Annotated in this window: 19 protein-coding genes; 12 read left to right on the top strand and 7 right to left on the bottom strand. The window is 76.8% G+C overall.

Annotation, left to right across the window (positions count from 1 at the left end; translation table 11 throughout):
- Positions 1-275: 275 nt before the first annotated feature.
- Complete coding sequence (locus ACI78Z_RS22740; RefSeq protein WP_457038806.1) at positions 276-1,430, bottom strand: MFS transporter; 1,155 nt, start codon at positions 1,428-1,430, stop codon at positions 276-278.
- Between the two features lie 122 nt (positions 1,431-1,552).
- Here ACI78Z_RS22740 and ACI78Z_RS22735 point away from each other — a divergent pair, with 122 nt between their 5' ends.
- Together ACI78Z_RS22735 and fabG are read left to right on the top strand one after the other, a co-directional pair.
- A complete protein-coding gene (locus ACI78Z_RS22735; RefSeq protein ID WP_457038805.1) occupies positions 1,553-2,764 on the top strand; it encodes an acetyl-CoA C-acetyltransferase in 1,212 nt (403 codons plus the stop codon).
- A gap of 30 nt (positions 2,765-2,794) precedes the next feature.
- Entirely contained in the window at positions 2,795-3,559 is a 765-nt protein-coding gene (gene fabG, locus ACI78Z_RS22730) for a 3-oxoacyl-ACP reductase FabG (RefSeq protein WP_457038804.1), read from the top strand.
- 38 nt (positions 3,560-3,597) lie between these two features.
- On the opposite strand, the gene ACI78Z_RS22725 is transcribed toward fabG, so the two are convergent.
- The 3 genes from ACI78Z_RS22725 to ACI78Z_RS22715 form a co-directional block, all read right to left on the bottom strand.
- On the bottom strand, positions 3,598-4,389 hold the full coding sequence (locus tag ACI78Z_RS22725; RefSeq protein WP_457038803.1) for a DUF1206 domain-containing protein: 792 nt from the start codon (positions 4,387-4,389) through the stop codon (positions 3,598-3,600).
- Between the two features lie 158 nt (positions 4,390-4,547).
- Positions 4,548-5,384 (bottom strand): DUF1206 domain-containing protein, encoded by an 837-nt coding sequence (locus ACI78Z_RS22720; RefSeq protein ID WP_457038802.1) that lies wholly within the window; start codon positions 5,382-5,384, stop codon positions 4,548-4,550.
- Positions 5,385-5,555: 171 nt separating this feature from the next.
- Positions 5,556-6,416 (bottom strand): DUF1206 domain-containing protein, encoded by an 861-nt coding sequence (locus tag ACI78Z_RS22715; protein WP_457038801.1) that lies wholly within the window; start codon positions 6,414-6,416, stop codon positions 5,556-5,558.
- Positions 6,417-6,516: 100 nt separating this feature from the next.
- On the opposite strand from ACI78Z_RS22715, the gene ACI78Z_RS22710 reads away from it, so the two are divergent.
- The 4 genes from ACI78Z_RS22710 to ACI78Z_RS22695 all read left to right on the top strand — a co-directional run bounded on the left by ACI78Z_RS22710 (position 6,517) and on the right by ACI78Z_RS22695 (position 10,554).
- Positions 6,517-7,146, top strand: a complete 630-nt coding sequence (locus ACI78Z_RS22710) for a hypothetical protein (protein WP_457038800.1) — start codon at positions 6,517-6,519, stop codon at positions 7,144-7,146.
- Positions 7,147-7,219: 73 nt separating this feature from the next.
- Positions 7,220-8,845 (top strand): SIR2 family protein, encoded by a 1,626-nt coding sequence (locus ACI78Z_RS22705; RefSeq protein WP_457038799.1) that lies wholly within the window; start codon positions 7,220-7,222, stop codon positions 8,843-8,845.
- Positions 8,846-9,019: 174 nt separating this feature from the next.
- Positions 9,020-10,255: a cytochrome P450 gene (locus ACI78Z_RS22700; protein ID WP_457038798.1), complete on the top strand. Its 1,236-nt coding sequence runs from the start codon at positions 9,020-9,022 to the stop codon at positions 10,253-10,255.
- A 98-nt stretch (positions 10,256-10,353) separates the two neighbouring features.
- Positions 10,354-10,554, top strand: coding sequence for a hypothetical protein (locus ACI78Z_RS22695; RefSeq protein ID WP_457038797.1), 201 nt, complete (start codon positions 10,354-10,356; stop codon positions 10,552-10,554).
- Between the two features lie 60 nt (positions 10,555-10,614).
- Here ACI78Z_RS22695 and ACI78Z_RS22690 read toward each other — a convergent pair whose 3' ends face one another.
- Entirely contained in the window at positions 10,615-12,900 is a 2,286-nt protein-coding gene (locus tag ACI78Z_RS22690) for a HelD family protein (RefSeq protein ID WP_457038796.1), read from the bottom strand.
- Between the two features lie 361 nt (positions 12,901-13,261).
- Here ACI78Z_RS22690 and ACI78Z_RS22685 point away from each other — a divergent pair, with 361 nt between their 5' ends.
- The gene (locus ACI78Z_RS22685) at positions 13,262-13,429 is read left to right on the top strand and encodes a hypothetical protein (RefSeq protein WP_457038795.1); all 168 of its coding nucleotides are present in this window, start codon (positions 13,262-13,264) and stop codon (positions 13,427-13,429) included.
- A 16-nt stretch (positions 13,430-13,445) separates the two neighbouring features.
- Here the strand turns inward: ACI78Z_RS22685 and ACI78Z_RS22680 are convergent, their stop codons facing one another.
- Positions 13,446-14,162, bottom strand: coding sequence for a hemerythrin domain-containing protein (locus tag ACI78Z_RS22680; protein ID WP_457038794.1), 717 nt, complete (start codon positions 14,160-14,162; stop codon positions 13,446-13,448).
- Between the two features lie 157 nt (positions 14,163-14,319).
- Between ACI78Z_RS22680 and ACI78Z_RS22675 the strand changes: the two genes are divergently transcribed.
- The 5 genes from ACI78Z_RS22675 to ACI78Z_RS22655 all read left to right on the top strand — a co-directional run bounded on the left by ACI78Z_RS22675 (position 14,320) and on the right by ACI78Z_RS22655 (position 20,302).
- Entirely contained in the window at positions 14,320-15,114 is a 795-nt protein-coding gene (locus ACI78Z_RS22675; protein WP_457038793.1) for an alpha/beta fold hydrolase, read from the top strand.
- A gap of 7 nt (positions 15,115-15,121) precedes the next feature.
- Positions 15,122-17,395: a SpoIIE family protein phosphatase gene (locus ACI78Z_RS22670; protein WP_457038792.1), complete on the top strand. Its 2,274-nt coding sequence runs from the start codon at positions 15,122-15,124 to the stop codon at positions 17,393-17,395.
- Positions 17,396-17,472: 77 nt separating this feature from the next.
- Positions 17,473-17,850 (top strand): hypothetical protein, encoded by a 378-nt coding sequence (locus tag ACI78Z_RS22665; protein ID WP_457038791.1) that lies wholly within the window; start codon positions 17,473-17,475, stop codon positions 17,848-17,850.
- Positions 17,851-18,005: 155 nt separating this feature from the next.
- Positions 18,006-19,166, top strand: a complete 1,161-nt coding sequence (locus ACI78Z_RS22660; RefSeq protein ID WP_457038790.1) for an acyl-CoA dehydrogenase family protein — start codon at positions 18,006-18,008, stop codon at positions 19,164-19,166.
- A 65-nt stretch (positions 19,167-19,231) separates the two neighbouring features.
- Positions 19,232-20,302, top strand: a complete 1,071-nt coding sequence (locus ACI78Z_RS22655) for an acyl-CoA dehydrogenase family protein (RefSeq protein ID WP_457038789.1) — start codon at positions 19,232-19,234, stop codon at positions 20,300-20,302.
- A gap of 97 nt (positions 20,303-20,399) precedes the next feature.
- On the opposite strand, the gene ACI78Z_RS22650 is transcribed toward ACI78Z_RS22655, so the two are convergent.
- Positions 20,400-20,978, bottom strand: a complete 579-nt coding sequence (locus ACI78Z_RS22650) for an antibiotic biosynthesis monooxygenase (RefSeq protein WP_457038788.1) — start codon at positions 20,976-20,978, stop codon at positions 20,400-20,402.
- Positions 20,979-21,236: the final 258 nt, after the last annotated feature.

Raw genomic sequence — 21,236 nt, 5'->3', positions numbered from 1 at the left:
CATCCTCGAGTTCTTCACAAGCACCGCGACGGGGCCGCCCCGCCCCACCCCCCCCCCCCCCCCCCCCCCCCCCCCCCCCCCCCCCCCCCCCCCCCCCCCCCCCCCCCGCCGTCGTCCGTGGGCCCGGCCTCCTGGAGGACGCGCTGTCGTCGCCTGTGACGCGCCGTCGTCCGGGAGGAGCGGGGCCCGGAGGGTCCCGACGAGTGGTCGGGGCGTGGGGCTTGGCGCGACCGGGGGACGCACGTGGCCGCGGTGTCGTCCGGAGGACGACGGTGTCACAGCCGACCGCGCCGGGCGATCGGGACGAGGCGGAGCGCGAGCAGCGCGGTCAGCACCGCGGCGACCTGCAGCGGCACCCAGGCCGGCGCCGAGCGGGCGGCGGTCGCCATGAGGAAGGGGACCGCGAAGCCGAGGTAGGCACACGCCAGGAACACCGAGGTCAGCTCGCCGCGGCGGGTGGGCGCGGCCAGCCGGCCGGTGACCGTGAGCCCGGCCGCCAGGCACAGCCCGCCGCCGGCCCCGAGCAGCGGCGCCGCCGCCAGCAGCCACGGCCAGGTGCCGGTGGCCACGAAGAGCGCCGCCGCGGCGAAGCCGGCCGCGCCCAGTGCGGCACCGGCGACGGCGGTCCACGACCCCAGCCGGCGCTGCAGGCCCGCCACGAGGGTCCCGGCGCCGAGCGTCACCCCGGCGAGGACGCCGGTGACCGCGACCCCGCCGGCGGGCAGCTCGCCCAGCAGCGGCACGGCGGAGATGACCGACGACGGGAACGCGTAGACGCAGACCGCGACCGGGGCCAGCACGGTGGCGGCCAGGACGGCGTTGCCCGGTGGCAGCAGCGGGACGGCGGGGTGGCCGGCGGGCCGTCGTCCGCCCGGGTGCAGGACGACGGTCTCGGGCAGCCGCACCGCCAGCGCCAGCCCCACGCCGACGAGCACGGTGTGCAGCAGGTACGGCAGCACGGTCGGTGCGGGGGCGAACTGGCCCAGCAGCCCGCTGGTCAGCGGCCCCAGGGAGAAGCCGGCGGTCATGGCGACCGCGGCCCGCCGTCCGCCCGCCCCCTCCCCGGAGCTGGCGGACAGCTCGGCCACCCACGCGCTCGCGACGCTGAACACCACGCCGCTGACCACGCCCTGCAGGAAGCGGGCGGTGAACAGCAGGGTCAGCGAGTCACCGGCAGCCGCGAAGGCCAGCGACGCCAGGCCGGCGAGGACCACGCCGGGGAGCGCGACGCGACGGCGGCCCAGCCGGTCCGACAGCGGGCCGGCCAGGAACAGCGCGGGCACCAGCCCGGCGGCGTAGCAGCCGAACAGCGCGGTCAGCACCTCGGGGGAGAGTCCGAGCCGCTCCTGGTAGACCAGCAGCAGAGGTGTCGGGACGTTGGTGCCGGCCGCGACCGCGAACAACGTGAACACCGCTCGCCTCCAGGCCACCGCGGCACCCTACGTAGGCGACGACTCCTCCGCGCGCGACGTGCGGAGAGGGCGCTGCGACACGGCCGGCCGCGCAGGGGCAGACTCACGGGTGCTGACGCCGACCGACGAGGAGGACACCCGTGCGCGATGCGGTCATCTGCGAGCCCCTGCGGACCCCGGTGGGCGGTTTCGGCGGCTCGCTGCGGGACGTGCCGGTGCAGGACCTGGCCTCGACGGTGATCCGGGCGGTGCTGGAGCGCACCGGGCTGCCGCCGGAGTCGGTGGACGACGTTCTGCTCGGGCACTGCTACCCGACGATGGAGGCCCCGGCGCTGGGCCGGGTCGCGGCGCTGGACGCCGGCCTGCCGGTGACCGCCGCTGGCATCCAGCTCGACCGCCGCTGCGGCTCGGGCCTGCAGGCGGTGGTGTACGCGGCGATGCAGGTGCAGACCGGGACGTCGGACGTCGTGCTGGCCGGGGGCGCGGAGTCGATGAGCAACGCGCCGTTCTACACGCACGCCATGCGCTGGGGGGTCAAGGCGGGCCCCGGGGTGCTGCTGGCCGACGGGCTGGCCCGCGGCCGGGTGACCGCCGGCGGCCGGCACCACCCGGTGCCCGGCGGGATGCTGGAGACCGCGGAGAACCTGCGGCGGGAGTACCGGATCTCCCGGGAGGAGCAGGACGAGTACGCCGTCCGCAGCCACCGGCGCGCCGCCGCCGCGGTCGAGGCCGGCCGGTTCGCCGAGGAGATCGTGCCGGTGACGGTGCCGCAGCGGAAGGGCGAGGTCGTCGTCGACCGCGACGAGCACATCCGACCGGACTCGACCGTGGAGACGTTGGCGAAGCTGCGCCCGATCATGGGAAAGGACGACCCGGAGGCCACCGTCACCGCGGGCAACGCCAGCGGGCAGAACGACGGCGCGGCGGTGTGCGTGGTGACCACGCCGGAGAAGGCCGCGGAGCTGGGGTTGCGGCCGCTGGTGCGGCTGGTGTCGTGGGCGGTGGCCGGGGTGCCGCCGAAGACGATGGGCATCGGGCCGGTGCCGGCGACGGCCAAGGCGCTGGCGCTGGCCGAGGTGAAGCTGGCCGAGGTCGACCTGATCGAGCTCAACGAGGCCTTCGCCAGCCAGGTGCTGGCCGTGACCCGGGAGTGGGGCTTCACCGACGCGGACTTCGAGCGGACCAACGTCAACGGCTCCGGGATCTCGCTGGGCCACCCGGTGGGCGCCACCGGCGGGCGGATCCTGGCCACGCTGACCCGGGAGATGGCCCGCCGCGAGGTCCGCTACGGGCTGGAGACCATGTGCATCGGCGGCGGGCAGGGCCTCGCCGCCCTCTTCGAGCGCGTCTGAGAGAGGACCACCCCTTCAGGGAGTCGCCGCATGCCCACACCCACCGGCCAGCGCGTCGCGATCGTCACCGGCGCGGCCCGCGGCATCGGCGCCGCCACCGCGCGGCGGCTGGCCGAGGACGGCCTCGCGGTGGCGGTGGTCGACCTGGCCGAGGACGACGCCCGCGGGACGGCGGAGCAGATCGAGGCCGCCGGGGGCCGGGCGCTGGCCGTGGGCGCCGACGTGGGCGACGCCGAGCAGGTGCGGGCCGCCGTCGAGCGCGTCGCCGCCGAGCTCGGCCCGCCGGTGGTGCTGGTGAACAACGCCGGGGTCACCCGCGACAACCTGCTGTTCAAGATGACCGACGCCGACTGGGACGTCGTCATGCACGTGCACCTGCGGGGCTCGTTCCTGATGACCCGGGCGGTGCAGCAGCACATGGTCGAGGCCTGCTGGGGCCGGGTGGTCAACCTGTCGAGCACCTCGGCGCTGGGCAACCGCGGCCAGGCCAACTACGCCACCGCCAAGGCCGGGCTGCAGGGCTTCACCAAGACCCTCGCCATCGAGCTCGGGAAGTTCGGCGTCACCGCCAACGCCGTCGCCCCGGGCTTCATCGCCACCGACATGACGAAGGCGACCGCCGCGCGCATCGGTCGTGACTGGGAGGAGTACGTGGCCGAGCGGGCGGCGGCGATCCCGGTGCAGCGCGCCGGCCGGCCGGAGGACATCGCGCACACGGTGTCCTTCCTCGTCAGCGAGGGCGCCGGGTTCATCTCCGGGCAGGTCGTCTACGTCGCCGGCGGCCCGCGCGCCTGACGGCGCCCGGCGATCCCTGCGGAAATCGCCGCAGGGCGTCAGGACGACGGGTCGCGGTCGGGGTACCGGGCGCGGGCGAGGGCGTACCCGCCGAACGCGGCGAAACCGGCGGCCACCGCGCCCAGCAGCCAGGGCCCGGCGCCGACGGAGGCGATCGCGGTCATCGCGCCGTCCAGGCCGGTGGCGGTGGAGACGTCGGCGGTGGTGGCCGCTCGCCACAGCAGCACGCCGACCAGGCCGAAGGCGATCCCCTTGGCGACGTAGCCGACGCGGCCGGCCGCCTCGATCACCGGCTCCCAGCGGTCGGGGGCCGCGGGCAGGTCGATGTCCTTCATGAAGCCACCGGTCAGCCCGCGCACCAGCGTGTACAGCCCGACGGCCAGCACCCCGGCGGCGACGGCGTGCACCAGCACCGCGCCGCCCGTGAGCTCCAGCGTCTCGCCGGTGAGCTCGCGGAACCGCTCGTCGGCCTCGTACTCCAGACCGAGGGCGAACAGCAGCGCGGTCGCGCCCAGCACGGCGTAGACGGCCGCCTTCGCCAGGCACTTCACGCAGACGAACGCCGTCCGCAGGCGGTGCTCCCGGTCGAGCAGCCCGTGCCACCACAGCAGCACCTCCCCGGCCTGCCACAGCGCCAGGGAGAGCATGCCGAGGCCGATCAGCCACAGCAGCACCGTGCCGCCGGGGGTGCCGGCGACCGCCTGCAGCGCGCCGGTCTGGTCGGCGTCGACACGGGTGCTGCCGCGGGCGAGCTGGACCGTCAGCCAGCCGATGAGCAGGTGCAGGACGCCGTAGGCGACCAGGCCCACGCGGGCGACCGCCTCGAGCACCGGGTGGTCGGTGACCCCGCGGGCGGACTCGACCAGCCGGTGGATCCGGCCCCCCTGCAGGAGAAGGACCCCCGGGAGGACCCCCTCCTCATCGCTCGCAGGCGCCCGGCGAGCCTCGGGACGGGGCCGCGAGGGGTGGGGGGCAGGGGGGTCCTCCATCAGGTCCGCTCGGGATAGCGGGCGCGGACGAAGCAGTAGGCGCCGAACGCGGCGATCCCCACCGCGACCAGGGTCAGCAGCACCCGGCCGAAGGGGGCGTCCAGGATGGTGCGCAGGGCGCCGTCGAGCCCGGTGGCCCGGGCCGGGTCGAAGGTGACGGCGGCGTACACCAGCAGCGCCCCGACCACGCCGAGGGCCACGCCCTTGGCGGGGAAGCCGGCCTGCCCGAGCCGGGTGACCAGCCGGGTCGTCCGCGGCGGGGCCGAGCCCAGGTCGACCTCCTGGAGGAAGCGCTTGGAGACGCCCTTGTGCACCAGGTACACCCCGACGCCGACGATGACCAAACCGATCAGCCCCACCAGCCAGCGCCCGGCCGGCCAGCCGAAGACCCCGGTCGCCTGCTGCTGCCCCCCGGACCCACCGCCTCCCGTGGCGGTGCGGACGGCGAGGACGGCCAGCGCGGCGTAGAGGACCGCCTTCGCGACCGCCTTGACGGTCTTCTCGACGGCCTTCTTCCGGGCGTCGCCGGAGGACGACAGCCGGCTCCGCCAGCGGAGCACCTCGGCCGCCTGCCAGGCCGCCAGTGCGACCAGCCCGACCGCGAGCAGCCACAGCAGCGGGCGGCCCAGCGGCTGCTCGGCCAGCGTGGCCAGCGCGCCGGCCTGGTCGGCGGACTCGCCGCTGCCGCCGCCCCAGGCCAACTGCAGCGCGAGCCACGCGACCAGCAGGTGCACCACGCCGTAGGCGATCAGGCCGATGCGCGCCAGGTGCTCGAGGGCGTCGCTGTCGCCCGCCCGGCCCGCGGCTCCCGCGGCTCGTTCCGTCGTCCCGCCCATGGCCGGCTCCTCCTCCACCGCTGGACCGCCCCGCGGACTGACCAGCGTGGCACAGCGGATACCCCGCCGCCGCCCGGTCCACTGCTCCCGTCCGTGACGAGATCGGCGATCTCACCCGGATGGCGGCCCGCGGCCGTGCGAGATCGCCGATCTCGCCGGCGGGGTCCTCTCTCAGCCGACCGGGTGGCGCGCCCGCGCGAGGCAGTACACGGAGAACGCCGCGAGTCCGACCGCGACCACGATCAGCACCCAGCCGCCGTGCGGTTCGGCGGCCACCGCCCGCAGCGCGCCGTCCAGACCGGTGGCCCGCGCCGGGTCGAACGTGGCCGCGGCCCAGGCCACCACCGCCCCGACGAGCACGAAGGCCACCCCCTTGAGCACGAAGCCGGCCTGGCTGGCCCGGTGCGTCACAGCGCACAGCGCGGGGGAGACGGTGGAGAGGTCGATCTCCTCCAGGAAGTCCGACCGCAGGCCCTTGCGCACGTGGTAGACGCCGATCGCCGCCACGACCAGCCCGATCGCGACGACCAGCGGCTGGCCGCCGGGCCACGCGAGCACGCCGCGCACGGCCCGGGTGTCCGCCGCGGGGTCGCTGCCGCTGCCCAGGGCGACCCGGGCGGCGGAGACGGCGAGGGAGCCGTACACCAGCGCCGTCCCGAGGGTCTTGGCCAGCTGCACCAGCGCGCGCCGCCGGGCGGGGCCGGGCGCGGGGAGCGCGCGGTGGTGGCGCAGCACCTCGACGGCCTGCCACAGGCACAGCCCGGCGAGGCCGGCGGTGAGCAGCCACATCAGCAGCGGGCCGACGGGGGAGGCCGCGAGCAGCGCCATCGCCCCGCTCTGGTCCACCGCGGCGCTGTCGTCGTCCGGCCGGGTCCGACCGGCCGACCAGGCCAGCTGCAGCGCCAGCCAGGCGACCAGCAGGTGCAGCAGGGCGTAGCCGACGAGGCCGACGCGGGCCGCCGACCGCAGCGCGGTGCTGTGCGCGGCCCGGTGCGCCAGCGGCGCGTCGTCCGCCTGCCCGGCCTCGGTCACCACATCGCACCCCGCTCCGCCGGCCGCGCACCTGCGGCACCCCGGGCAGGGTGACACGACTCGCGCCGGTCCGCCGGGGAGGGTGGGGGACACTCGTCCCGTGGCGAGCGGTGCAGCGATGACGGCGGTGGAGCGGACGAGTCCGGAGCAGGCCCGGCGGGCGTGGCCCCGGTGGCTGGCCGGCGGGGTCGCGCTGCTCGTCGTCGCCGCGGTGGCGGTGTTCTGGGCCGACGGTGGCGCGCGGCTGGTCCTGGGCGTCGCCGGTGCGCTGCTGGCCGGGCGCGGGGGGCAGCTGGCGGCCGGGACCGCCGGCCGGGGCCGGGGTCTCGGCTGGGCGGTGGCGGCCGCCGGTGTGCTGGCCCTCACCGTCGCGTTCGGGCCCGCCGGTGTGGCGAGCCGGGTGCTGCTCGTGGCCGTCCCCGCCGGGCTGCTCGTCGGGGCGCTGACGCTGCTCGGCCGCGGTCGTGCGGTACGCCGCAGCGGCCAGGCCGCCCTCGTCTGGTGGGGGCTGGTCACCGGCCTGCTGGTCGTCACCGGGCTGCTGGCCGGCTGGGAGCGGGCGGCCGACGGCGCCACCGTGGTCGGTGCGCTGGGCCTCGGCCTGCTCGGCGTGGTCCTGCTGGTCGGGGCCATGAGCCTGCGGGCCGTCGCCGCCCAGCCGGCACCGGTCCGGCCCGCGGCCTGCGCCGGGTGCGCCTGCGGCGCCGGCGGCTGCGGCATCCCGCGCTGAGCGCCCGGCCCGGCCGGGCAGCGGCCGGTTCCGTACCGGTTCACCACCCGCCCGACGGGGCACCCCTGGGACCGTGACCGGACACGTCTTCGTGGTCGGAGCGGACCTCCGCCGGCTGGTGTGCGACGACGTCCTGGTGCCCACCGACCGGTCCCTGCGGGTCACCTCCGAGTGGCGGCAGCTGCTGCCCGAGGACGTCGTGGGCAGCGAGGACCGCGACGGCCTCTGCCTCGACCTGGCCTGGCGCGGCGACGAGCGGGTGGTGCGGGTGCCCGGGGGCCGGGAGGGGGACGCCGGGCGGGCGCTGTGGCTGGTCCACACCGTCGACGAGCAGGAGCGCGACCCCGACGACGCGCTGCACTGGCTGGTCGACGGCGCGCGGGCGGCGCTGGCCACCGTCGCGGAGCGGCAGGTGACCGACCCGGTGCAGGGACGGGCCCGCCGGCTGGTCGCACTGCCGGCCCTCGGCACGGGCTGGGGCGGCGCCGCGGGGCAGCGCGGCACCCTGCTGCAGCGGCTGCTGCCCGTGCTGCGCGAAGGGGCCGCCGAGCACGGATTCGACGTCGCGCTGGTGCTGCGGGGGCCCAGCGACCTCGCCGCCGCGCAGCGGGTGCGCCGGGCCGAGACGGGCAGCTGGGACCTGCCCGGGCACCTGTGGGAGCTGGCCGGGGACCTCGGCGAGCGGGCCCGCCGCGGGCAGCTGGCGGTCTTCGTCGGCGCGGGGGTGAGCGCCGCGGCCGGCCTGCCCACGTGGGAGCAGCTGCTCGACGAGCTGGCCGAGCGATCCGGCCTGGACGACGCCCTGCGCGCCGGGCTGTCCCGGCTGCCGGCCGAGGACGCCGCCGCGCTGCTGGCCCGCGAGCTCGGCCGCGAGCAGGTCGAGGCGTTCGTCAAGGAGCGGTTCGGGCCGGGGCACTACGCGCTGGCGCACGCGCTGATCGCCGACCTGCCGGTGCAGGAGTTCGTCACGACCAACTACGACCCGCTGGTCGAGCTCGCCGCAGCCGACATCGGCCGCGACCTCTCGGTGCTGCCCTTCGACGACGCCGAGCCCGGCCGGCCGTGGCTGCTCAAGCTGCACGGCGACGCCGCCCACCCGCACAGCATCGTGCTGACCCGCGAGGAGTACCTGCAGTTCGGGGACTCGCGCGCGGCGCTGGCCGGGGTGCTGCACTCGCTGCTGCTGACCCGGCACGTGCTCTTCGTCGGCACCTCGATGCAGGACGACGACCTGATCCGCATCGCCCACCAGGTGCGCAGCGCCGTCCAGGGCACCGGCTCGGGCCCGCGGCGGCGCAGCGGCACCGTCCTGGCGCTGCGGGAGGACCCGGCCCGCGCCCGGCTGTGGGAGCAGGACGTGCACACGGTGGCGATCGCGCCGTCCGGCACCCCGCCGGCCGAGGCCGCCCGGCTGCTCGAGGTGCTGCTGGACTGCATCGGCTGCCTGTCCACCCCGCCGACCGGCTACCTGCTCGACCCCGCCTACCGCGGCATGCTCTCCGCCGAGGAGCGGGTCCTCGCCGAGGCGTTGCAGCAGGTGGAGCGCACGGTGCCCGAGAGGGCGTCGTCGTCGGCGGTCGGGGAGGTCGTCGCGCTGCTGCGGCGGCTGGGCTCGCAGGAGTGCCCGGCGGGCGAACCCCCGACGGACGCGGCCAGCGTCCCGCGCGACGACCGCCTGCAGCAGCAACGCCCGGGGTGAAACGGGGAGCCACCTCTCTGCAGGGTCCCGCCCTGGCCCCGTCCAGAGGCTCGCCGCGGCCCCGTCCCGGGCCCTGCCCTGAGCTCGCGAAGGGTGGGGAGGACCCCGTCCTCCCACGGTGAGGAGGACGGGGTCCTTCGTGTGAGCGGGCGCCGTCCGGGGCAGGGGGTCCCCGTGCGCCGACCCCGACTCGAGAACAGCCCGCTCCTGGCCGCCAGGGGCTACGGCTGGCTGCCCGACGCCCGCCGGGCCCGGGGCCGCCGGACCGTGGCCGTCCGGCTCGGCGGCCTGCCCGTGCTCGGCATCGAGGGCCCGGACGCCGCCCGGTTCGTCTACGACGAGGACCACGTGCGCCGCTCGCACGCCATCCCCGAGCCGGTGCAGGGGACGCTGTTCGGCAAGGGCGCGGTGCACACCCTCGACGGCGCGACCCACCGCACCCGCAAGGCGGTGTTCGTGTCCCTGTTGATGGACGACGACCGGATCGCCACGCTGGTCAAGGGCGCCTCCGCCGCCTGGGACGCGGCGGTGCCGCGCTGGGTGGAGCGCGGCGAGGTCGTGCTGTTCGACGAGGCGGCCGCGGTGCTCACCCGCGCGGTGTGCGACTGGGCCGGCGTCCCGCTGTCCGACGACGAGGTGCCGTCGGTGGCCCGGGACCTGACCGCGATGGTCGACGGCTTCGCCACCGCGGGACCCCGGCACTGGCGGGCCCGGCGGGCCCGCGGCCGCCGCGAGGCCTGGCTGGCCGCGCTGGTCGAGGAGGTGCGCAGCGGCGCGGCGACGGTCCCGGAGGGCTCGGTCGTCGACGTCGTCTCCCGGCACCGCGACGCCGACGGCGAACGGCTGGACGCGCGCACCGCCGCGGTGGAGGTGCTCAACGTCGTCCGCCCCACCGTGGCGATCAGCTGGTTCCTCGCCTTCTCCGGGCACGCCCTGGCCCGTTGGCCGCGGTACCGCGGGTGGCTGGCCTCCGGCGAGCCCGCCTTCGCCGAGGCCTGGGCGCACGAGGTGCGCCGCTTCTACCCGTTCGCCCCGTTCATCGGCGGACGTGCACCGCGCGAGGTGGAGTGGGACGGCGAGCGGGTGCCGCGGCACTCCATGGTGCTGCTCGACCTCTACGGCCAGAACCACGACCCCGAGCTGTGGGGCGACCCGTACGCCTTCCGGCCCGAGCGCTTCCTCGACCGCCAGATCGGCGCCTTCGAGCTCGTGCCCCAGGGGGCGGGCGACCCGCGCACCGGCCACCGGTGCCCGGGGGAGCAGGTCACCGTCGCCGTCCTGTCCGCGCTGGCCGGACGGCTGGCCCGTCTGCAGGCCGACGTCCCGGAGCAGGACCTGTCGATCTCGCTGCGCCGGATCCCGGCGAAGCCGGCGAGCGGGGTGGTGCTGCGGGTCCGCGGGACCGACTGAACCGATCCGGTCGCGCTGCGTCATCGGCGCACCGGAGGCGGCACCGGCTGTCGGTGCCGCGTGGTGTCATCGCAGGGCCGTACGGACGAGGGGGACACATGGGCAGGTGGCTCGCGCCGCTGGTGGGCGTGGTCGGTCTGCTGGCGCTCGTCGTCGGCATGGTCTGGGCCGAGCTGGACTGGCACACGATGGGCGGCGTCCCGCTGGTCGGGGTGGGGGCCGGTCTGGTGCTGGTCGCCGGCGCGCTGGCCGCCGTCGTCGAGGGGCTGACCCGCCACCGCGACACGCTCCCCCGCTGATCCGCCCCTCTGCAGGGTCCCGCCGCGAGCGTGCGTGTGGCGGGGGGCAGGGGTCCTCTCTCACGCCAGGCGGGAGAGCTCCGCGGGCAGGTCGCCGGGGGAGAGCACGCCGAGCCGCTGGGTGGCGCGGGTGAGCGCCACGTAAAGGTCGTTGTGGCCGCGCACCCCCTCGTCGAGCACCCCCTGCGGGTCGACGACGAGCACCGCGTCGAACTCCAGGCCCTTCGCCTCGCCCGGCGTGAGCACCACCGGGCCGCGCGAGGAGTCGGCGTCCGGGCCGGACGAGACGCCGTCCACCCGCGCCGCGACCGCGGCGGTGAGCTCGGCGACCCGGCCGGCCGGGGCGACCACGGCGGTGGTGCCCTCCGCGCCGGCCCGCTCCGCGACCACCTCGGCGGCCCGCGCGGCCAGCCGCTCCTCTCCGGTCACCTCGGCCCACGGCTCGGCGGTGCCCGGGCGGACCGAGCGCGGCGCGCTCGCCCCGGTGCCGCCCGCGGCGAGGACGTCGGCGGCGACGGCCATGATCTCGGCCGGCGTCCGGTAGTTGACCGTCAGCTCCTCCAGCCGCCACGCGTCGCCGACGTGCGGCCGCAGCGTCTCGTCCCACGCGGCGGCGCCGGCCAGGGTGCCGGTCTGGGCGAGGTCGCCGACGGCGGTCATCGAGCGGGTCGGGCAGCGGCGGACCAGCAGCCGCCAGGCCATGGGGGAGAGCTCCTGGGCCTCGTCGACGACGACGTGCCCGAAGGTCCAGGTGCGGTCGGCGGCGGCCCGCTCGGCGGTGGTGCGGGTGTCGAGGGCTCGCTGCCGGTCGGCCAACTCCTCGGCGCTGATGAGGTCGCCGGCGCTGAGCACCTCGGCCTCCAGGTGCTCGTCCTCCAGGTCGATGGAGCGCGAGCCGTGCAGCACGTCGAGGGTCTCCTGCGCCTCGGCCAGCCGGCGGCGGCGGTCCCGCTCGGCGCGGGCCCGCTGCGCGCTGTCGTCGAAGCCGAGCAGCTCCTCGGCCTCCTCCAGCAGCGGGACGTCGGCCGGCGTCCACGCCGCTGGGTGGGTGGGAGTAGGACGAGGCCGGTGCAGCAGCGCGCGGGTCTCGTCGTCCCACCCCGGGGTGGCGGCGGCGAGGCGGGCGGGGTCGGCGAACAGGTCGGTGAGCAGCCGCTCGGGGGTCAGCACCGGCCACAGGTCGTCGATCAGCAGCCGGACGGCGGGCTCCTCGGCGACCTCCCGGCGCAGCGCGGCGGTGTCCTCGCGGTCGAGCAGGTCGGCGGCGTCGATGCCGGCGCCGATGCGCTCGGCGTACCGCCGGGTCAGCAGGTCGACGATGCGGCGGGTGAACACCGGCCGGGCCAGGTTGTGCAGCCGCTCGGCCTTGCGGGCGGCGTTCTGCGCGCGCCTCACGTCGATCGGCCGCAGCCGCAGCGCGAACCCGTCGACGGTCACCTCGCGCGGGGCGTCGGGCACGACCTGCCGGCCGCCGACGGCGCGCTCGAGCACCTCCACCATCTCCAGCCGGCCCTTGACCGCGGCGGTCTCCGGCGGCTCCGTGCCGCGGGCGTCGAGGCCCGGGCGCAGCTGGCCGAGCCCGGCCAGGAGCACGCCGGTCTCGCCGAGCGAGGGCAGCACGTCGGCGATGTAGCGCAGGAACGTCGGGGTGGGGCCGACGACGAGCAGGCCGCGGCGGGCCAGCCGCTCGCGGTACGTGTAGAGCAGGTAGGCCGCCCGGTGCAGCGCCACGGCGGTCTTGCCGGTGCCCGGCCCGCCCTGGACGACGAGGACGCCGCGGTCGTCGGCGCGGATGATCCGGTCCTGCTCGGCCTGGATGGTGCGCACGATGTCGGTCATCCGGCCGGTGCGCGCGGTGTCCAGGGCGGCCATGAGCGCGGCCTCCCCGGTCAGCCCCGACCCGGCGACCCCGTCGGTGAGCACCTCGTCGTCCAGCCGGACGACGGTGCGCCCCCGGGTGCGGATGTGCCGGCGGCGGGCCACGCCGAGCGGGTGCACCGGGGTGGCGGTGTAGAACGGCCGCGCGGCCGGCGCCCGCCAGTCGACCAGCGCGGGGTCACCGCCGGCGTCGTCGGCGGCCAGCCCGATGCGGCCGATGTAGAGCGGGCCGTCGTCGGTGCGGTCGATCCGGCCGACGCACAGGCCCGCCTCGGCGGCGTCGAGGGCGGTGACCCGCTCGGTCTGGAAGCGCACGGTGGCGTCGCGCTCCTGCAGCGCCTGCGGGTCGACGGCGGGCCAGGCGATGGCCTGCTTCAGCCGGCGCTCGGCCAGGTCGCGGGCGGCGTCGAGGCGGCCGTAGAGCTCCTTGACGTACTGCTGTTCGGCGTCGATCTCCGGATGGGGCACGACCTCGGGGTGCGTCGTCGGCACTGCACGTCTCTCTGTCGGTACTCGGCTGCGGCAACAGACGAACGTCCATGGTGCCCCGGCATTCCCGCCGGGGCAGTGACCGGGACTGCATGTCGCCGCCGTCGGCGACCCCTCGTGGCGGGGTGCCCGCCTCGGGGACCGGTGCCGACCCGAGTGGCCGGTGGCCGCCTGACGCCGGGCGAGGTGATCGGGGCGGTCCGCGACCTGCTGGCCCGGTGAGGGGCGACCGGGCGGGGTGTCGCGAGACACGCGGAACGGGCGGGAACCGCAACCCGGAGGTCATCTCCGTGACACGTCGGCTGCCTACCGTCGGGCCTGCGACCCCAGGAGGTGCCCCGTGAGCCCGACGACCACCGACATCCGGACCGACCCTCAGCGCCTGCGCAGCCCGCGCAGCCGCAGCCGCCCGCGCATCGACCGCAGCGCCTGGACCTGCCCCAACTGCCAGCGGGAGACCCTGCCGCCACGCAAGCGCTGCGCCGATTGCGGCACGTCCCGCTACTGACGGCGGACCTGCCCCCTCACTGGGCGGGCGGCTCTCCCCGCAGCCGGACGACGGCGGCGCGGTAGCGGCGCCGTCCGGCCAGCCGCCAGGCCAGCCGGGCCGGCGCGGGCAGCCCGGCGAGCAGCCGGGCCCGGTCGCGGGCGGAGGCGTCCTCGAGCGCCAGGCCGAGCACCAGCGAGCGCTCGCGCCGCGACAGCGGGCAGCGCACCGCCCGCATCACCTCGGCCCACGCCGCGGACGAGAGGTGCCGGCCGAGCAGCGGCAGCAGGTCGCGCTCCTCCTCGGCCGTCTGCGCGTCCACGGCGTCGGCCAGGTCGAAGCAGGCCAGCGTGAAGGTGTCGCGCGCCTTGTCCGACGCCGCGACCGCCCACTGCCGCGCGGCGGTGGACAGGTCGCGCAGCCGGGTGTCCAGGCCGGCGACGCGGCCGGCCCACCGCTCCACCACCGGCCGCGCGGTCGGCGCCGCGCGCACCAGCGCCGGCCACAGCAGGTCGCGCTCGGTGGCGTGGTGGTGCAGCAGCAGACGGCCGAGCAGGTCGGCGTGCCGGGTCAGCGTGCGCGTGCGGTCGCGGTCACCGGCGGGCGCCCGCGCCGACAGCTCGGCCAGCAGCCGCAGCTCGCGGCGCACGAGCCGGTGCAGCACGAGCTCGGACTCGACCGGGCAGGAGGCCGGGGCGGTGACGGGCGCGATGCTCAGGGCGGGAGGGGAGGAGAGCGCCGCGGCGGCGGGCATGGTGCACCTCGGGAGGGTGGGGTCCGTACCACTGCCGAGCGTAGGGACGGCGGGGCCCTGCGCGACAGGGGTCTCGGTCCCGGTCCGGACGACCGGCGGGTCACGACTCGCGGACGGAGGAGGGACAGGACCGCCCCCGGACGGTTACGTTGCGGCGGTGAGCGTGATCGCCCGGAACCGGGTCCGCGTGAGCGGGGTCGAGGACGGGCGTCCGATGGTCTTCGCGCACGGTTTCGGGTGCGACCAGGAGATGTGGCGCCTGGTTGCCCCGGAGTTCGCGGTCGACCACCGCGTCGTCCTCTTCGACCACGTCGGCTCGGGCCGCTCGGACCTGTCGGCCTACGACCCGGTCAAGTACGGGTCGCTGGACGGGTACGCCGCCGATGTCGTCGAGATCTGCCGCGAGCTGGCCCTGGACGACGTCGTCTTCGTCGGGCACTCGGTGAGCGCGATGATGGGCGTCCTCGCCGCGGCGCGCGCCCCCGGCCTGTTCGGGGCGCTGGTGATGGTCGGGCCCAACCCGCGCTACGTCGACGACGACGGCTACACCGGCGGCTTCTCGCGGGAGGACATCGTCGCGCTGCTGGACTCCCTCGACAGCAACCACCTGGGCTGGTCCGCGGCGATGGCCCCGGTGATCATGGGCAACCCCGACCGGCCCGAGCTCACCGCCGAGCTGACCAACAGCTTCTGCCGCACCGACCCCGACATCGCCCGGCAGTTCGCCCGCGTCACCTTCCTCTCCGACAACCGGGCCGACCTGCCCGGCGTCCGCGTGCCCACGCTGGTCCTGCAGTGCACCGACGACGCGATCGCCCCCGAGGTGGTCGGCCGCTACGTGCACGCGCAGGTCCCCGGCAGCGTGTTCACCCTGCTGTCCGCCACCGGACACTGCCCGCACCTGTCGGCGCCGGAGGAGACCGTCGCCGCCATCCGGGCCTTCCTCGGGTAGCCCCGCGATGGACGAGCCGCGGCGACCGGACCCCCGCGAGGGGCCTGCCGGGCTGCGCCGGCTGCTCGAGGAGGACCCGGCGGACCTGTACGAGAACGCGCCGTGCGGCTACTTCTCCGCGCTGCCCGACGGGCGGGTCGTCAAGGCCAACCACACCTTCTGCGAGTGGACCGGGCGGTCGGCCGGCGAGCTGATCGGCGTGCGCTTCCAGGACCTGCTGAGCATAGGCGGGCGGGTGTTCTACGAGACCCACCTGGCGCCGCTGCTGCGCATGCAGGGCATGGTGCGCGAGGTCGCGCTCGACGTCGTCCGGGCCGACGGGTCGCTGCTGCCGTGCCTGCTCAACGCGGTCGAGGTGCGCGACGACAAGGGCGCACCGCTGCTGGTGCGCGCGACGGTGTTCGAGGCGACGTCCCGGCGCCGGTACGAGAAGGCGCTGCTCGCCGCGCAGCGCTCGGCCGCGGAGTCCGAGCGCCGGGCGCACACGCTGCAGCAGGTGGTGTCGGAGGTGTCGGCGGCGGCCTCCGCGCGGGACGTCGCGGAGGTCATCGTCCGCCGCAGCCGGGAGGCGGTCGGGGCCAGTGGCGCGGCGCTGTGGCTGGCCGCCGAGCGCCGCGCGAGCCGGCGGGACGAGCCCTCCGTGCCGCCGCTGGAACTGGCCGCCGTCGACGGGATCCCCGACGACCTGCTGGAGGCCATGGAGGCCGCGGCGCTCCTCGGCGCGGAGCTGGTCCGCGACGGCGGGGTGCACACCGTGCCGCGCGGGGCGGGGCTGCGTGCGGTCTGGCCGGCCCTCGCCGCCGCGATGGACGAGCACGGGCAGGAGGCACTGGTCGTCGTCCCCGTGGACGCCGACTCGCGGCACCTCGGCGCCCTAGTGCTGCTGCTCGGGGTGACCGGCGACAGCGGCCTGATCGACCTGACCGCGCCGGGTGACCGGGGGAGGCTGAGCCAGGCCGACTCCGACCTGCTGGCCACCGTCGGGCGCCAGGCCGGCCTCGCGGTGGAACGGGTGCGGCTGCACGAGGAGACCGCCCGGGCGGCGGAGCGGTCGGCGTTCCTGCTCGACGCGGCCCGGCTGATGTCCTCGGCCGGGGACGTCACCGAGACCGCGGAGCGGCTCGCCGAGCTGGCGGTGCCCCGGCTGGCCGACCTGTGCGTCATCGACCTGACCACCGAGCGCGGGGCGACGCGGCCGGCGGCGCGGCACCGCGACCCGGCGCGGCGGGAGCTGGTGGCCGAGCTCGAGGACCGGCACCTGCCGCAGCGCGGGGCGAAGCACCCCAGCGTGCAGGCGATGGAGCTGGGCCGGACGGTGTGGATCCGCGAGGTCACCGACCGGTGGCTGGCCGAGATCACCACCGATCCGCGGCACCTGGAGATCGCCCGGACGCTGGAGCTGGTCAACCTGGTGTGCGTGCCGCTGCTCGCCGACGGCCGCGTGCTCGGCGTCGTGACGCTGTGCAGCGACCGGCGGCGCGGGCCGTTCACCCCCGCCGACGTCGAGGTGGCCGAGCAGCTGGCGCTGCAGGTGTCGCAGGTGGTGGACAAGGCCCAGCGCCTGGAGCTGGAGACCCGCACCTCCCACACGCTCCAGGGCAACCTGCTGCCGCCCCCACCGCCGCCGGTCCCGGGCCTGGCGGCGGCCGTCCGCTACCTGCCGGCCAGCCGTGGCGCCGACGTCGGCGGCGACTTCTACGACGTCGTCCCGCTGCCGGGCGGGCAGGTGGCGCTGGCCGTCGGGGACGTCGTCGGGCACGACATCACCGCCGCCGCGGTCATGGGGCAGCTGCGCAGCGTCTACCGGGCCCAGCTGGGCGACCAGCCGCCGCCGAGCGCGGTCATCGACCGGCTGCAGGCGGGCTGGCCGCTGCTGGGCCTGCAGCGGATGGCCACCGCGCTGTTCGCGACGCTCGACCCGGGCAGCGGCCGGCTGCGGATCGCCTCCGCCGGGCACCTGTCCCCGCTGCTGGTCGCGGGCGGGACGGCGGAGCTGCTCGACGTGGCACCCAGCCGGATGCTCGGGGCGCCGCCGGCACCGGGCCCGGCGGTGGAGTGGGCGGGGGTGCTCGCCCCGGGCGCGACGCTGCTGCTCTACACCGACGGGCTGGTGGAGAGCCGGGACGCCGACCTCGACCAGGGCCTGGCCGCGCTGCAGGACGCCGCGGTCCGGGCCGCCACGACCGACCCCGACGAGCTGTGCGACCGGTTGCTGGCCGAGCTCGCGAGCGGGGTGCGCGCCGACGACATCGCGCTGCTGGCGATCACGCGCCGTCCCTGAACACCCCGACGCCCCTGGCGCCCGGTGCGCCCGCGCGCGACCATCGGCGCAGGGTACGTGCGGCGCGGGAGGCGGCCATGGAGCGTCGACCCAACCCGGTGACCGAGTCGATCGACGGGGCCACCGGCGACATCACGATGTCCGGCGACGCGATGCGCTGGTCGCCGGAGCTGGCCGACGGGCAGGCGCGGGCGGTCGGCGTGCCGGGCGCCTTCCCGGGTGTGGACGTCGCCGCCGGGTTCGGCGCGCTGCTCGGCCTGGACGCCCCCGGGGTGCGCCGGCTGGTGTCCGGCGCGGTCACCTCCCTGGCGACGGTGGCCGGGGACGTCGTCTCCGAGCTGCGCCAGCTCACCCGCGGTGCCGAGGACGTCGAGGGGGCGGGTGCGGCGGGCGACGACGAGGACGAGGACGAGGACACCCCGGACCTGCCCGGTCCGCCGCCGTCCACGAACTGATCACGGGCTCGTCGCTCGCGGTACGCGACATGCGGCGACGCGCCGTGCGGGCCTGCACCACCTCCGTGATCAGGGCCGGAGCCGACCGCGCTCCCCACGGTGCCGCCCTGTAGAACCAGGGGGCACGGCCACACCGACGTGGGGAGTCGTACCGCATGAGCAGTCCGCTGACCCTGGCGCCCGCGCCGCCGTCCGAGGCCGCCGAGGAGGTCCGCGCGCAGGTGCGGGAGTTCCTGGCCGAGGAGCGCGCGGCGGGCACCTTCACCACCCACGTCGACACGTGGCTGTCCGGCGTCGACCCGGCGTTCTCCCGCAAGCTCGGCGAGCGTGGCTGGCTGGGGATGACCTGGCCGAAGCGGTACGGCGGCCACGAGCGCTCGGCGATGGAGCGCTACGCGGTGACCGAGGAGCTGCTGGCGGCGGGCGCGCCGGTGGCGGCGCACTGGATCGCCGACCGGCAGTCCGGGCCGAACCTGCTGCGCTACGGCACCGAGGCGCAGCGGCAGGCGATCCTGCCGCGGATCGCCGCCGGCGAGTGCTACTTCGTCATCGGCATGAGCGAGCCGGACTCCGGCTCCGACCTCGCCTCGATCCGCACCCGCGCCGCGCGCAACGCCGACGGCGACTGGGTGGTCACCGGCGCCAAGGTGTGGACGTCGAACGCCCACTTGTCGCACTACGGCATCGTGCTGGTGCGCACCTCGCCGGCCGACCCGGCGCACCGGCACGCGGGCCTGTCCCAGCTGCTGGTCGACCTGTCGCTGCCGGGCATCACCATCAACCCGATCCGCATCCTCGACGGGGGCCACCACTTCAACGAGGTCGTGTTCGACGACGTCGTCGTCCCCGGCGACATGCTGCTCGGGGAGGAGGGCGCCGGCTGGCACCAGGTGACCGCGGAGCTGGCCTTCGAGCGGTCCGGGCCCGAGCGGTTCCTGTCGACCTACCCGCTGATCGCCGAGTTCGCGCGGCGCGCGTGCGACACCGGCGACGCCGCGCAGCTGGGCACCCTGGGCCGGCTCTCGGCGCGGCTGCTGGCGCTGCGCCAGCTCTCGCTGCGGATCGCCGCGGCCCTGGACCGCGGCGAGCTGCCCGACATCCCCGCGGCGCTGGTCAAGGACGTGGGGACGACGTTCGAGGCCGACGTCGTCGACGAGATCCGCCGGGTGGTGGAGGTGACGCCGTCGCTGGAGTCGCCGGACCCGCTGGGGCGGGCGCTGGCCGAGGCGCAGCTGCACGCGCCCGGCTACACGCTGCGGGGCGGGACCAACGAGATCCTCCGGGGGATCGTGGCGCGCGGGCTGGGGCTGCGATGACGACAGCGAGTGAGGGACCGCGGCGGGGAACGAGCGCGCGCGGGGTCGAGCCAGGGAGCACTGCGATGAGCGACCAGGACCTCGTGGTCGAGACCGTCCGGGACATCCTCGGCAGCCACGAGCCGTTCGCGCTCACCGCGGAGACCGCGTGGGACGCCGGGCTGTGGGCCGACCTGGCCGAGGCCGGGCTGACCGGGGTGGGGCTGCCCGAGGAGGCCGGCGGGTCGGGCGGCGAGCTGGCCGACGTGGTGGCCGTCGTCCGTACCCTGGCCGCCGGCGCGGGGGCGGTGCCGGTGGCCGAGCAGCTCATGGCCGCCGGGCCGGCGCTGCTGGACGCCGACCTGGACCTGCCCGACCCGGCGCTGCCGCTGACCCTGGCGGTCGCCGGCGCGGTGACCGCCGAGCCGTCGGACGACGGCGACGGGCCGGGGCGCTGGGTGCTGACCGGCACCGCGACCGACGTGGCCTGGGCCGGGGTGGCGCGGCACGTCGCCGTCCTCGCCGCGGCGCCCGAGGGCATCGAGGGCGCGGTGCTCGCGCTGGTCGACGCCGAGGGGCTGGCCACCAGCGACGCGCGGAACCTCGCCGGGGAGCCGCGCGGCTCGCTGGTGCTCGGCGGGGCGCCCGCGTCAGGTGCGCTGCTGACCCCGGCGCGGGCGGGGCAGGTACGGGCCCGGTACGCGCTGGCGCGGGCGGTGCAGCTGGCCGCGGCGCTGGAGCAGGTGCTCGCGTGGACGGTGCAGTACGCGGGGGAGCGGCAGCAGTTCGGCCGCCCGCTGGCGAAGTTCCAGGCCGTCCAGATGCAGCTCGCGCAGATGGCCGGCGAGGTCACCGCGGTGAGCGCGCTCGTCGACGCCGCCGTCCAGGCGCTCGGGCGGGGCGACGACGTCGTGCTGGCCGCGGCGGCGGCGAAGGTGCGCGCCGGGGCGGCGGTCGAGGTGGTCGCCCGGCTGGCGCACCAGGTGCACGGCGCGATCGGCTTCACCCAGGAGCACAGGCTGCACCACCTGACGCGGCGGCTGTGGTCCTGGCGCGACGAGGCCGGGTCGGAGCTGACCTGGTCGCGGGTGCTCGGCGTCGGGCTGCTCGCCGAGGGCGGCGACGGTCTCTGGCCGGCGCTGACCCGGGTCGTCTAGCGGCTGACCAGGGCCGGCCGGCACGGCCGGCCCCGGATGGCCTCCCTGCAGGAGCCCGCCGCGAGCCTGCGAGGGGCGGGGGCAGGGAGGCCCTCCTTCAGACGGTCTCGGGCACCCGCAGGTGCGCCACGGCGAGCTCGAACTCGGCCACCTCGAGCACGTCGATGCCCATCGCGCGGGTGAAGTGCTCGCGGTTGGTCTGCGCGATGGACCGCGAGTCCGCCAGCGCCTGACGGTCGGTGAGGGTCACCGTGCCGGCGCCCAGCCCCTCACGACGGTCCACCAGCAGGCTGGCGCTGCAGAAGCCGCCCATGTCCTCCAACTTGGGCAGCAGCGTCATCTTGTAGGCGTCGAGGACCTCGTCCACCCGTGCGGGGTCGGTGCGGGTCCAGGTGACCCGCGTGCACGCGCCCTCCGGCGCCTCGTGCACCCGGTGGAGGACGGCGATCTCCCACTCGTGCACCTCCACCTGCGCGCCCATCATCTGGGTGTAGCGCTCCCGCATCGGCCGGACCTGCTCGGCGCTGGCGCGCATCGCCGCCTCGGACTCCCAGGCGCTGGTCACGATGGACCGGCCGGAGTCGTGGTCGCAGAGCATGGACAGGCCGATGTTGCCGTCCATGGCCCGGACGGCAGGCAGTACCTCGTCGCGGATGTAGGCGATGGCGTCGTCCATGCGTCGAGGGTCGCCGTGGGCGGTGTTCGATCGGGCGTACACGTCACCACTCCTCCCGGGAAGCGACGACGCCCCTGCGGCATCGCCGCGCGGCCGAGCCTCCTCGCGCCCGGAGGGCGTGGCAATGGGTGCGCGGGGGGGGGGGGGGGGGGGGGGGGGGGGGGCGCGGCCCCCCCCCCCCCCCCCCCCCCCGCGCCCCGCCCCCCCCCCGCGCCCGCTCCCCCCCCCCACCCCCCCCACCCCAAACCCCACAACCCC

This window comes from Geodermatophilus sp. SYSU D01176 (genome assembly GCF_054050015.1).
This window is presented reverse-complemented; position numbering and strand designations above follow the sequence as displayed.